Source organism: Pseudomonas sp. HMSC067G02, assembly GCF_001813485.1.
GTDB classification, from domain to species: Bacteria; Pseudomonadota; Gammaproteobacteria; order Pseudomonadales; family Pseudomonadaceae; genus Pseudomonas; species Pseudomonas aeruginosa.
Genome location: NZ_KV812625.1, coordinates 25,596 through 38,658 on the forward strand (window position 1 = coordinate 25,596; position 13,063 = coordinate 38,658).

A 13,063-nucleotide genomic window follows, 5' to 3' on the forward strand; every position below is an offset into this window, starting at 1 on the left:
ACTATTCCGCCACCAGCCAGTCGAGACGCCAGCCACCCTGGCTCTGGGCCATGACCTCGGCCAGCCAGGGCAGCAGGTCGCGCAGTTCGTCCTCCAGCGGCCACGGCGGATTGACGATGGCCAGCCCGGAGCCGTTGAAACGCTCGGCGTCGTCGATCGGATGCACGTGCAGCTCGGCACGCAGCAGCTTCGGCGCGACGCTACGTTCCAGGGCCTGGTAGAAACGCTTGAGCTGGCGCTCGTCCTTGATCGGATACCAGATCACCACCACCGTCTGGCGCATCCGCCCGATCGCCTCGTCGAGCGCAGCAACACAACGCTGCAATTCGTCGGCCTGCTCGAACGGCGGATCGATCAGCAGCACCGCGCGCTTTTCCGGCGCCGGCAGGAACGCCCGCGGCAGCAGCCAACCGTCGCCCTGGTGCACGGCGACCCGCCGTTCGCCAGCCATGTTGGCCTTGAGCAGGCGGCCGTCCTCGGGATGCAGTTCGTTGAGCAGCACGCGGTCCTGGGCGCGGGTCAGGCGCCGTGCCAGTTCCGGCGAGCCCGGGTAGTAGCGCAGGGAGCCGTCCGGGTTCAGGTGACGGATCACGTCCAGGTAATCGTCCAGTTGCTCGGGCAGGCCTTCGCGCTCCCACAGGCGGGCGATGCCCTGCTCCCACTCGCCGGTGCGGCTGGCCTCGTCACCCTGCAAGTCGTAGAGGCCGACCCCGGAATGGCTGTCCAGGTAGGCGTACGGCGTGTCCTTGCGCCCCAGCAGGGCGAAGATCCGCGCCAGCACCAGGTGCTTGAAGACATCGGCATGGTTGCCGGCGTGGTAAGCGTGACGATAGTTCATGATGACTGCTCCTTGGACAGCGCCAGGCAGCGCTGCTAGCCGGACCGCCCGGCCCCGGCGGATTCACGCCGACCCCGCGTCGGCACAGGCCCTCGCCCATGGGCGAGGGGCGCGGATTCTACCAGCCTCCCGAGGCTTCGGCAGCGGTCTCGCCGTCGCAGGTTTGGCCCTTGTATCACGCATGTCGATGTTGGTTGGCGACCTTCATTCACCAGCCTAGACTCGCTGGCACCCTGGCACCGCCTGCGACGGTCGATGCCTTCGCCGCGCCGCCCCACGATCCCCTTTCGCCGAGGTCGTCATGTCCGAAACCCTGCTCAGTTCCCGCAACCTGGCGTTCGAGCTGTACGAAGTCCTCGATGCCGAAGCCCTGACCCAGCGCCCGCGCTTCGCCGAACATAGCCGCGAAACCTTCGATGCCGCCCTCGGCACCGCGCGGAGCCTGGCGGAAAAGCTGTTCGCCCCGCACAACCGCAAGGGCGACGAACACGAGCCGCTCTATGAGAATGGCTCAGCCACGCTGATTCCGGAAGTGAAGCCGGCAGTGGATGCCTTCCTCGACGCCGGCTTCCTCAACGCCACCCGCAGCTTCGAGCAGGGCGGCATGCAGTTGCCGACCCTGCTGTCGCAGGCCTGCTTCGCCCACTTCCAGGCGGCCAACGTCGGTAGCTCGGCCTATCCGTTCCTGACCATGGGCGCCGCCAACCTGATCGAGAGCTTCGGCAGCGAGGAGCAGAAGCGGCGCTTCCTGCAACCGATGATCGAGGGCCGCTTCTTCGGCACCATGGCCCTCACCGAGCCGCACGCCGGCTCCTCCCTCTCCGACATCCGTACCCGTGCCGAACCGGCCGCCGACGGCAGCTATCGGATCAAGGGCAACAAGATCTTCATCTCCGGCGGCGACCACCCGCTCTCCGAGAACATCGTGCATATGGTCCTGGCCAAGCTGCCGGATGCCCCGCCGGGGGTGAAAGGCATCTCGCTGTTCATCGTGCCGAAGTTCCTGGTCAACGCCGACGGCAGCCTAGGGCCGCGCAACGACGTGATCCTCGCCGGCCTGTTCCACAAGATGGGTTATCGCGGCACCACCTCCACCGCGCTGAACTTCGGCGACAACGGCGCCTGCGTCGGCTACCTGGTGGGCAAACCGCACCACGGCCTGGCCTACATGTTCCAGATGATGAACGAGGCGCGCATCGGCGTCGGCATGGGCGCGGTGATGCTTGGCTATGCCGGTTACCTCTATTCGCTGGAGTACGCCCGCGAACGCCCGCAGGGCCGCCTGCCGGACGGCAAGGACCCGAGCGCGCCACAGGTGGCGATCATCCGCCACGCCGACGTGCGGCGCATGCTGCTGACCCAGAAGGCCTATGTCGAAGGCGCCTTCGACCTGGGCCTGTACGCCGCGCGCCTGTTCGACGACAGCCAGACCCTGGAGGACGACGAACAGCGCCGCCAGGCCCACGAACTGCTCGACCTGCTGACCCCGATCGTCAAGTCCTGGCCCTCGGAGTTCTGCCTGAAGGCCAACGAGCTGGCGATCCAGATCCTCGGCGGCCACGGCTACACCCGCGAATACCCGGTGGAACAGTACTACCGCGACAATCGCCTGAACCCGATCCACGAAGGCACCCACGGCATCCAGTCCCTCGACCTGCTGGGACGCAAGGTCGGGCAGAACAACGGCGCCGGCCTGCGCCAGCTGACCCGCCTGATCCAGGACGCCTGCCGGCGCGCCGAAGCCCATCCATCCCTGGCCGCCCTGCGCCAGCCGCTGGAACGGCTGGTGGCGCGGCTGTCCGAAGTGACCCTGGCACTGCTCGGCGACCTGATGCAGGGCCAGGTCAACCAGGGCCTGGCCAACTCGGCGCTGTACCTGAAGGTGTTCGGCCATGCGGTGATCGGCTGGCGCTGGCTGGAGCAGGCGATCCGCGCCGAGGAAGGGCTGGCTCGCGGCGACTGCGCCGACGCCGACTTCTATCGCGGCAAGTTGCAGGCCGCTCGCTACTTCCTGACCTGGGAAGTGCCTGGCTGCCACCACGAACTGGCGCTGCTGGAGGCCCGCGACGACGTGTGTTCGAGCATGCAGGAAGAATGGTTCTGATCCTGCCTGCCCTTTCCCGCCCCGGTCACGTCCGGGGCTTTTTTATGTCCGGGCATGAACGCCGGGTTGCCGTTGCCTGGCGGCCACGCCAGCGAGTTCGCGCGCACTCGCCCGGACAACGCGAAAGCCTCGGAATTCCTTCGAAAAAAACCGCCGACGCCCCTTTACAGTCCGCCAAATCCGCAGGTTAGAATCACTTGGCATGCGGCCTGCATCCTGTCTACGTAATTCCCCTACGTAAAACCGACCCGTAGCGTCGCCTTCCCCCTGTCCCGCCGCGAGGAGGCCGACCTTGGACGCCGTCACCGTCAATAATTTCTTCCTGATCGGGGCGGTGCTGGTCGGCATGAGCATCCTCGTCAGCTCGCTGTCCTCCCGCCTGGGCATCCCGATCCTGGTGATCTTCCTCGCCGTCGGCATGATCGCCGGCAACGACGGGGTCGGCGGCATCGTCTTCGACAACTATCCGGTGGCCTACCTGGTGGGCAACCTGGCGCTCGCCGTGATCCTCCTCGACGGCGGCCTGCGCACCCGCGTCTCCAGCTTCCGCGTGGCGCTCTGGCCGGCATTGTCGCTGGCCACCCTGGGCGTGCTGGTGACCACCGGCCTGACCGGCATCGCGGCGGCCTGGCTGTTCGACCTGCACTGGATGGAAGGCCTGCTGATCGGCGCCATCGTCGGCTCCACCGACGCCGCCGCGGTGTTCTCCCTGCTCGGCGGCAAAGGTCTCAACGAGCGGGTCACCGCGACCCTGGAGATCGAATCGGGCAGCAACGACCCGATGGCGGTATTCCTCACCGTGACCCTGATCGAGATGCTCGCCAGCGGCCAGACCGGCCTCAGTTGGGGCTTCGCCCTGCACCTGGTGCAGCAGTTCGGTCTCGGCGCCCTGCTCGGTCTCGGCGGCGGCTGGTTGCTGCTGCAACTGATCAACCGCATGCACCTGGCCGGCGGCCTCTACCCGCTGCTGGTGATCAGCGGCGGCCTGCTGGTGTTCGCCCTGGCCAACGCCGTCGGCGGCAGCGGCATCCTGGCCATCTACCTGTGCGGCCTGCTCCTCGGCAACCGGCCGATCCGCAGCCGCCACGGCATCCTGCACATGCTCGACGGCATGGCCTGGCTGGCGCAGATCGGCATGTTCCTGGTCCTCGGCCTGCTGGTCACCCCCCACGACCTGTGGCCGATCGCCCTGCCGGCGCTGGCCCTGGCGCTGTGGATGATCCTGGTGGCGCGGCCGCTGTCGGTGCTGATCGGACTGATCCCGTTCCGCGCCTTCCACGACCGCGAGAAAGCCTTCATCGCCTGGGTCGGCCTGCGCGGCGCGGTGCCGATCATCCTCGCGGTGTTCCCGCTGATGGCCGGCCTGCCGAACGCCCAGCTGTTCTTCAACGTGGCCTTCTTCATCGTCCTGGTCTCGCTGCTGGTGCAGGGCACCAGCCTGCCCTGGGCGGCCAGGCTGCTGCGGGTGGTGGTGCCGCCGGACCCGGCACCGATATCCCGCGCCGGCCTGGAGATCCACCCGACCAGCGAGTGGGAGCTGTTCGTCTACCACCTGAACAAGGAAAAGTGGTGCATCGGCGCCGCCCTGCGCGAGCTGAAGATGCCCGGCGGGACCCGGATCGCCGCGCTGTTCCGCGGCACCGAACTGCTCCACCCGTCGGGCAGCACCATCCTCGAGGCCGACGACATCCTCTGCGTGATCGGCCACGAACACGACCTGCCGGCCCTCGGCAAGCTGTTCAGCCAGGCGCCCGACCGCGGCCTCGGCGCGCGCTTCTTCGGCGACTTCGTGCTGGAAGGCGATGCCCAGCTGTCGGCGGTGGCCTCGCTCTACGGCCTGAAGCTCGACGGCATCGACGGCGAGCAAGCGCTGGGCCGCTTCATCGCCCACGAGATCGGCGGCGAAGCGGTGATCGGCGACCAGGTGGAGTGGAACGGCCTGACCTGGACCGTGGCCGCCCTGGAAGGCAACCGTATCCGCAAGGTCGGCGTGAAGTTTCCGGAAGGCCGCCCAGGGCCCGGACTTTTCCTCTGATTTCCTGTCGAATCCCCGTTCCGTGACGCCTTGCGGCGTCCCGGAGCCACCACTAACCTGCATTCACCCTTCTTCGAGTCTCTTCTCGACCATGCCTGCCCTCCGCTCCCTGATCGCTACTCTTTTCCTCGGCCTCTGCCTTGCCAGTCCGCCGCTCCTCGCCCAGTCCGAGCCGCCCTCGGCCGAAGCCGTCCAGCAAAGCCTCGACAAGCTGGCCGAACGCAAGCTCGCCGAAGCCGACCAGAAGGTCGTCAAGGCCAGACTCGAACAGACCCTCAAGTTCCTCGCCGCGCGCGACGAAGCGCTGCAGAGCCTGGAAGACCTGAAAAAGCGCCTGAGCGACGCGCCCCGGCAGATCGAGGATAACCAGCGCGAACTGGAGCGCCTGAAGAAGACCCGCGAACGCCCGGTCAGCGAGCGCTACAGCGGCGAGAGCGTGGCCCGCCTGGAGATGCTGCTCAACGACCGCACCACCCAGCAGGCCGAGTGGCAGAAGGCCCTGGGCGAGGCCAACAGCCTGTCGATCACCGCCGAGACCCGCCCGGAACGAGCCCAGGCCGGCATCAGCAGCATGCAGGCACGAATCCTGGAGATCGGCTCGCTGCTCAAGGCCGGCAAGGAAAGCGGCAAGGCGATCAACGCCGACCGTCGCGGCGAGCTGCTCGCCGAGCAGGCCGCGCTGACCGTGCAGAGCCAGCTGTTGCGCCAGGAGCTGGCCGGCAACAACCTGCTGCAGGACCTCGGCAAGAGCCAGCACGATCTGCTCACCGAGAAGATCTCGCGCCTGGAAAAGGAAACCCTCGACCTGCAGGCGCTGATCAGCGAGAAGCGCCGCGAGCAGTCGGAAAAGACCGTCGCCGAGCTGTCCAAGGAAGGCGCCCAGGGGGCCGGCACCGACAGCCTGCTGAGCCAGGAGAACGCCAAGAACCTGCGTCTCTCCGACTACCTGCTGCGCGCCACCGACCGCCTCAACGTGCTCACCCGGCGCAACCTCGAGACCAAGCAGCAACTGGACAACCTGACCCAGTCCAACCAGGCCCTCGAGGAACAGATCAACGTCCTGCGCGGCAGCCTGCTGCTGTCGCGCATCCTCTACAAGCAGAAACAGGCGCTGCCGAAGATCAAGACCGACCAGAGCCTGGCCGACGAGATCGCCGACCTGCGCCTCGGCCAGTTCGAACTGAACCAGGAACGCGACAAGCTGGCGACCCCGCAGCAATACCTGGACGACCTGCTCGCCCAGCAGCCCAGCGAGCAGGTCACGCCGGAACTGCGCAAGGATCTCGACACCCTGCTGGCAACCCGTTCCGAGCTGCTCGAACGGCTCAACCACGAACTCAACGCGCTGCTCAACGAAGCGATCACCTTGCAGTTGAACCAGAAGCAGTTGCTTTCCACCAGCGAGAGCCTGCGCACCACCCTCGACGAGCAGATGTTCTGGATTCCCAGCAACCAGCCGCTCGACCTGTCCTGGTTCAAGATGACCCCGACCCTGCTGAAGAACCAGCTCACCGAGATCCCCTGGGGCTCCGGGGTGCGTGAACTGGGCGAAGGCCTGGTCGATCGGCCGCTGCTGTTCTTGCCGCTGTTCCTGCTGATCGCCGCGCTGCTGTGGAAACGCCGCTACCTGTACGACAAGCTGGCGGAGCTGAACGACGACATCGGCCACTTCAAGCGCGACAGCCAGCTGCATACCCCGCTGGCGATCCTGATCACCATCCTCCTCGCCCTGCCCGGCACCCTGACCTTCGCCGTCGCCGGCCTGGCCCTGCTGCTGGACGCCCGCGGCCAGAACGCCACCCTCGGCAGCGCCCTGCTGGAAATGGCCCAGGTCTGGCTGCTGTTCTACACCGCCCATCGCATCCTCACCCCGGGCGGCATCGCCGAGCGGCATTTCCACTGGAGCCGCGAACAGGTCGGCTTCCTCGACCGGCACCTGGTCCGCCTCGGCGTTGTGGTCCTGGCGCTGGTCGGCGTGGTGACGGTGGCCGAGCACCAGCCGGCGAGCCTGGCCGACGACGTGATCGGCATCGCCGTGGTCCTGCTCGGCTACGCGGCCATGGCCTGGCTGCTCAGCCGCCTGCTGTTCAGCAGCCCCGGCGACGAGCGTCCGTCGCTGATCAAGATGATCGTCGGCCTCCTCTTCACCGCGCTGCCGCTGGTGCTCTTCGTCGCGGTCTGCTTCGGCTACTACTACACCTCGCTGAAGCTCACCGACCGTCTCATCGATACCCTCTACCTGCTGCTGCTCTGGTTCGTCATCGAGGCCGCCTTCGTCCGCGGCCTGGGTGTGGCGGCCCGGCGCCTGGCCTACGCCCGGGCCCTGGCGAAACGGCAGAACGCGGCGAAGGAAGGCGTCGACGGCGAGACCAACGTCGAGGAGCCGACCCTCGGCATCGAGCAGATCAACCAGCAATCGCTGCGGCTGATCCGCCTGGCCCTGCTGATCGGCTTCATCGTCTGCCTGTACTGGGTCTGGGCCGACCTGATCAGCGTGATCTCCTACCTCGACAACGTCACCCTGTACCAGTACACCGCCGGCACCGGCGAAGCGGCCACCAGCGTGCCGATCAGCCTGCGCGACTTCCTCGCGGCGCTGGCCATCGCGGTGGTCACCGTGGCCCTGGCGCGCAACCTGCCCGGCCTGCTGGAGGTATTGGTGCTACAGCGCCTGACCCTGGCCCAGGGCAGCGCCTACGCCACCACCACCCTGCTTTCCTATGCCATCAGCGGCATCGGCATCGTCAGCGCCCTGTCCACCCTCGGGGTCAGCTGGGACAAGCTGCAATGGCTGGTGGCGGCGCTCTCGGTAGGCCTCGGCTTCGGCCTGCAGGCGATCTTCTCCAACTTCGTCTCCGGCCTGATCATCCTTTTCGAGCGTCCGGTGCGAATCGGCGACGTGGTGACCATCGGCAACCTGTCCGGCACGGTCAGTCGGATCCGCATCCGCGCCACCACCATCACCGATTTCGACCGCAAGGAGATCATCGTCCCGAACCAGACCTTCATCACCGGGCAACTGGTGAACTGGTCGCTGAGCGATACCGTGACCCGGGTCACCATCAAGATCGGCCTGGCCTACGAGACCGACCTGCCGCTGGCGCGCAAGCTGATGATGCAGGCGGTCAAGGAAAACCCGCGGGTACTGCGCGACCCGGAGCCGCTGCTGTACTTCCTGACCATCAGCGCCAGTACCTTCGACTACGAGCTGCGCTTCCACGTCCGCGAACTGGGCGACCGCAACCCCTCCACCGACGAGATCCTGACGAAGATCGCCACCAGCTTCCGCGAACACAAGATCGACATGGCTTTCAACCAGGTCGATGTGTTCGTCAAGAACCTCCAGGGCCAGCAGGTCCAGCTGTTCGTCGGCGAGCCGCAGCACAGCGGCGTCGGCAATCCGCCCGCGCTCAAGGGCCAGGACGGTCCCGCCGAACCGACCCGCTGAACCTCCGGGCCTGGACGCCCTCCGGCAATTCCCAGCACAATGCTCGGGAATTGCCGGAGGCCTCTCTTGAAATCACTCGACGACCTCGACTTCGACAACCGCTTCGCCCGCCTGGGCGACGCCTTCTCCACCGAAGTCCTGCCCGACCCCATCGCCGAGCCGCGCCTGGTGGTAGCCAGCCCCGCCGCCCTGGCGCTGCTCGACCTGCCAGCGGAAACCAGTGACGAAGCGCTGTTCGCCGAGCTGTTCGGCGGGCACAAGCTGTGGTCGGAGGCCGAGCCGCGGGCGATGGTGTATTCCGGCCACCAGTTCGGCTCCTATAACCCGCGCCTGGGCGACGGCCGCGGCCTGCTGCTCGGCGAGGTGATAAACCAGGCCGGCGAGCACTGGGACCTGCACCTCAAGGGCGCCGGCCAGACCCCCTACTCGCGGATGGGTGACGGCCGCGCCGTGCTGCGCTCGTCGATCCGCGAGTTCCTCGCCTCCGAAGCCCTTCCGGCACTGGGCATTCCCAGCAGCCGGGCGCTCTGCGTGATCGGTTCGAGCACGCCGGTCTGGCGCGAGAAGAAGGAAAGCGCGGCGATGCTGCTGCGCCTGGCGCCCAGCCACGTGCGCTTTGGTCACTTCGAATATTTCTACTACACCCGCCAGCACGACCAGTTGAAACAGTTGGCGGCGTTCGTCCAGGAACACCACTTCGCCGACTGCAACGCAGCCGAGCGGCCGTACGCGGCGATGTTCCTCCAGGTCGTCGAGCGCAACGCCGAACTCATCGCCCGCTGGCAGGCCTATGGCTTCTGCCACGGGGTGATGAACACCGACAACATGTCGATCCTCGGCATTACCTTCGACTACGGGCCCTACGCCTTCCTCGACGATTTCGACGCCAATCACATCTGCAATCACTCCGACGACGCCGGCCGCTACTCCTTCAGCAACCAGGTACCGATCGCCCATTGGAACCTGGCCGCCCTGGCCCAGGCGCTGACGCCACTGGTGGAAGTGGACGAACTGCGCGCCAGCCTCGACCTGTTCCTGCCCCTCTACCAGGCCCACTACCTCGACCTGATGCGCCGGCGCCTGGGCCTGGGCGTCGCCGCGGAGAACGACCAGGCCCTGGTCCAGGAACTGTTGCAGCGCATGCAGGGCAGCGCAGTGGATTACTCGCTGTTCTTCCGCCGACTCGGCGAGGAGACTCCGGAGCGGGCGCTGGCCAGCCTGCGCGACGACTTCGTCGACCGCGAGGCCTTCGACCGCTGGGCCGAGGCCTACCGCCGGCGCGTCGAGGAAGAAGGCGGAGACCAGGAGTCGCGGCGCCGGCGCATGCACGCGGTCAATCCGCTCTATGTACTACGCAACTACCTGGCACAGCAGGCTATCGAAGCGGCCGAGCAGGGCGACTACACGGAAGTCCGCTTGCTGCACCAGGTGCTGAGTCGCCCGTTCGAGGAACAGCCGGGCATGGAGCGCTTCACTCGGCGCCCGCCGGACTGGGGGCGGCACCTGGAAATCAGTTGCTCCTCCTGACGGGATGCCCTGACAGAACGGCGGCCGATAATGCCGCAATGGAATAAATACCTTCGGAAAACTTCTTAGACGCACTAAGAAAAGCCGATTATCTTCGCCGCCACACTTATTCCAGCCTGTTCTACCACCTCCTGTCAGGCGCCTTGCCGCATGAAGATACGCGACCTCGATCTCAGCCAGAGTTCGATCAACACCGAACACCAGGCGCTAGGTCTGCCTCCTGTCGAAGATTTCGTCACCCATCCGGACGACCACCCGGTACTGCGCGCCGCCATGTGGGCGGCGGTGCTGATCCTGGTCGGCCTGCTCGCCTTCCTGGCCTGGCGCCTGTTCTTCGACAACGGCGGCAGCAACGGCTTCGAGATCATCGAGCAGGCCCTGACCAGCCGGGGTTTCTGGAGCGCGGTGGCGGTGGGCTTCTTCGCCCAGGTGATCGACGGTGCGCTGGGCATGGCCTATGGCATCACCGCGACTACCTTCCTGCTCAGCGCTGGTGCCACGCCGGCCGCTGCCAGCGCCAGCGTGCACATCGCCGAAGTGTTCACCACCGGCTTTTCCGGGATTTCCCACGTCAAGCTCGGCAACGTCAACAAGTCACTCTTCCTCCGCCTGCTGCTGCCGGGAATGATCGGCGCGGTGCTCGGCGCCGTGCTGATCACCCGCTTCGACGGCCACCAGCTCAAGCCCTTCATCTCCGCCTACCTGCTGCTGATGGGCCTGTACATCCTGAGCAAGGCCTACCGCCACGTGATCAAGCGCCGGGCACCGCGCCACGTGGCCAAGCTGGCACTCTTCGGCGGCTTCGTCGATGCTGCCGGCGGCGGCGGCTGGGGCCCGGTGGTCACCAGCAGCCTGATCGGCTCGGGTAGCGACCCGCGCACCACCATCGGCTCGGTGAACTTCGCCGAGTTCTTCCTGACCATCGCCAGCGCCACCTCCTTCATCCTCCTCGCTGGCCAGCCGGACACCTGGAAGATGGTCGCCGGGCTGGTCTTCGGCGGCCTGTTCGCCGCACCGTTCGCCGCCCTGCTGTGCAAGAAGCTTTCGCCGCGCACCCTGCTGGTCATCGTCGGCACCCTGATCACCCTGATCAGCGCCTACAACATCTACATCGGCCTGCGCTGAAACCGACGCCGCCGCTCAGGCATAAGCGGCGAACACAACGGTCTAACCAGGCACGCTTTTCCTTGCCCGGGCGCATTGACCCGCCCGGCGCGCTTTCCCATGCTGCGTCCTTCCAATCTGCCCGAAGGAACGCTGCATGAAACTGGAAACCCTGGCCGTCCACGCCGGCTACAGCCCTGACCCGACCACCCGCGCGGTGGCGGTGCCGATCTACCAGACCACCTCCTACGCCTTCGACGACACCCAGCATGGCGCCGACCTGTTCGACCTGAAGGTACCGGGCAACATCTACACACGGATCATGAACCCCACCAACGACGTACTGGAACAGCGCGTCGCGGCGCTGGAAGGCGGGGTCGGGGCGCTGGCGGTGGCCTCGGGGATGGCGGCCATCACCTACGCGATCCAGACCGTCGCCGAGGCCGGCGACAACATCGTCTCGGTGGCCAAGCTCTACGGCGGCACCTACAACCTGCTGGCCCACACCCTGCCACGCATCGGCATCCAGGCGCGCTTCGCCGCCCACGACGACGTCGCCGCCCTGGAAGCGCTGATCGACGAGCGGACCAAGGCCGTGTTCTGCGAAACCATCGGCAACCCGGCGGGCAACATCATCGACCTGCAGGCACTGGCCGACGCCGCTCACCGCCACGGCGTGCCGCTGATCGTCGACAACACGGTAGCCACCCCGGTGCTCTGCCGGCCGTTCGAGCACGGCGCCGACATCGTCGTGCACTCGCTGACCAAGTACATGGGCGGCCACGGCACCAGCATCGGCGGGATCGTGGTCGACTCCGGCAAATTCGACTGGGCGGCGAACAAGTCGCGCTTCCCGCTGCTGAACACGCCCGATCCGTCCTACCACGGCGTCACCTACACCGAGGCCTTCGGACCCGCCGCCTTCATCGGCCGCTGCCGGGTGGTACCGCTGCGCAACATGGGCGCGGCGCTCTCGCCGTTCAACGCCTTCCTCATCCTCCAAGGCCTGGAGACCCTGGCGCTGCGCATGGAGCGCCACTGCGACAACGCCCTCGCCGTGGCCCGCTACCTGCAGCAGCATCCGCAGGTGGCCTGGGTGAAATACGCCGGCCTCGCCGACAACCCCGAGCACGCCCTGGCCCGGCGCTACCTGGGGGGCCGCCCGGCGGCGATCCTGTCCTTCGGCATCCAGGGCGGCAGCGCCGCCGGCGCGCGCTTCATCGACGCCTTGAAGCTGGTGGTGCGGCTGGTCAACATCGGCGACGCCAAGTCCCTGGCCTGCCACCCGGCGAGCACCACCCACCGCCAGTTGAACGCGGAGGAACTGGCCCGCGCCGGAGTCTCCGACGACATGGTGCGGCTGTCGATCGGCATCGAGCACATCGACGACATCCTCGCCGACCTCGACCAGGCCCTGGCCGCCGCCGCACGCTGAGCGGATCGGTCAGTCCGGGCGAGCGTTTCGGTCCTTGCCCGGCCTGGCCGGCCGGCTAGTCTGGCTGGGATCCCCGACATGGAGAGCGCCATGCCACTGCCCACCGAACTCGCCAGGCACCTGACCGAAGAAAAGATCGCCTTCGTCCAGCGCAGCGGACTCAGGGCGGAAGTCCTCGAACCCGGCTACGTGCGCCTGCGCATGCCGGGCGCCGGCAACGAGAACCACATCGGCAGCATGTACGCCGGGGCGCTCTTCACCCTCGCCGAACTTCCCGGTGGCGCGCTGTTCCTGACCAGCTTCGACAGCGCCCGCTTCTATCCCATCGTCAAGGAGATGACCTTGCGCTTCCGCCGTCCGGCCAAGGGCGACATACGCGTCGAGGCACGCCTGGATGCCGAGCGCATCCGCCAACTGGAAACCGAGGCCGGGGAGCACGGCAAGGCCGAATACAGCCTCGAACTGCAACTCACCGACGAGCAGGGCGAGGTAGTGGCGGAAAGCGCCGCGCTGTACCAGCTACGCAGCCACGCGCGACCCTGACTGGCAGATTTCGCAGGGCCCGGCGAAGG

Annotated in this window: 8 protein-coding genes; 7 read left to right on the forward strand and 1 reads right to left on the reverse strand. The window is 67.0% G+C overall.

Features of this window, described 5'->3' with window-relative positions; genetic code table 11:
* Window position 1: 1 nt before the first annotated feature.
* Window positions 2-838, reverse strand: a complete 837-nt coding sequence (locus HMPREF2914_RS02750) for a 23S rRNA (adenine(2030)-N(6))-methyltransferase RlmJ (RefSeq protein WP_003095790.1) — start codon at window positions 836-838, stop codon at window positions 2-4.
* A 301-nt stretch (window positions 839-1,139) separates the two neighbouring features.
* Here HMPREF2914_RS02750 and HMPREF2914_RS02755 point away from each other — a divergent pair, with 301 nt between their 5' ends.
* The 7 genes from HMPREF2914_RS02755 (at window position 1,140) to HMPREF2914_RS02785 (ending at window position 13,034) form a co-directional block, all read left to right on the forward strand.
* Window positions 1,140-2,942 (forward strand): acyl-CoA dehydrogenase, encoded by a 1,803-nt coding sequence (locus tag HMPREF2914_RS02755; protein WP_023092702.1) that lies wholly within the window; start codon window positions 1,140-1,142, stop codon window positions 2,940-2,942.
* 292 nt (window positions 2,943-3,234) lie between these two features.
* Complete coding sequence (locus tag HMPREF2914_RS02760; protein ID WP_003161655.1) at window positions 3,235-4,977, forward strand: potassium/proton antiporter; 1,743 nt, start codon at window positions 3,235-3,237, stop codon at window positions 4,975-4,977.
* Window positions 4,978-5,068: 91 nt separating this feature from the next.
* Window positions 5,069-8,425 (forward strand): mechanosensitive channel MscK, encoded by a 3,357-nt coding sequence (mscK, locus tag HMPREF2914_RS02765; RefSeq protein WP_003095799.1) that lies wholly within the window; start codon window positions 5,069-5,071, stop codon window positions 8,423-8,425.
* Window positions 8,426-8,491: 66 nt separating this feature from the next.
* Complete coding sequence (selO, locus tag HMPREF2914_RS02770) at window positions 8,492-9,952, forward strand: protein adenylyltransferase SelO (RefSeq protein ID WP_023092703.1); 1,461 nt, start codon at window positions 8,492-8,494, stop codon at window positions 9,950-9,952.
* Window positions 9,953-10,102: 150 nt separating this feature from the next.
* A complete protein-coding gene (locus HMPREF2914_RS02775) occupies window positions 10,103-11,077 on the forward strand; it encodes a sulfite exporter TauE/SafE family protein (RefSeq protein ID WP_003095804.1) in 975 nt (324 codons plus the stop codon).
* 136 nt (window positions 11,078-11,213) lie between these two features.
* Window positions 11,214-12,491 (forward strand): bifunctional O-acetylhomoserine aminocarboxypropyltransferase/cysteine synthase, encoded by a 1,278-nt coding sequence (locus HMPREF2914_RS02780; RefSeq protein ID WP_003114564.1) that lies wholly within the window; start codon window positions 11,214-11,216, stop codon window positions 12,489-12,491.
* A gap of 90 nt (window positions 12,492-12,581) precedes the next feature.
* The gene (locus HMPREF2914_RS02785) at window positions 12,582-13,034 is read left to right on the forward strand and encodes a YiiD C-terminal domain-containing protein (RefSeq protein WP_003110186.1); all 453 of its coding nucleotides are present in this window, start codon (window positions 12,582-12,584) and stop codon (window positions 13,032-13,034) included.
* Window positions 13,035-13,063 lie beyond the last annotated feature (29 nt).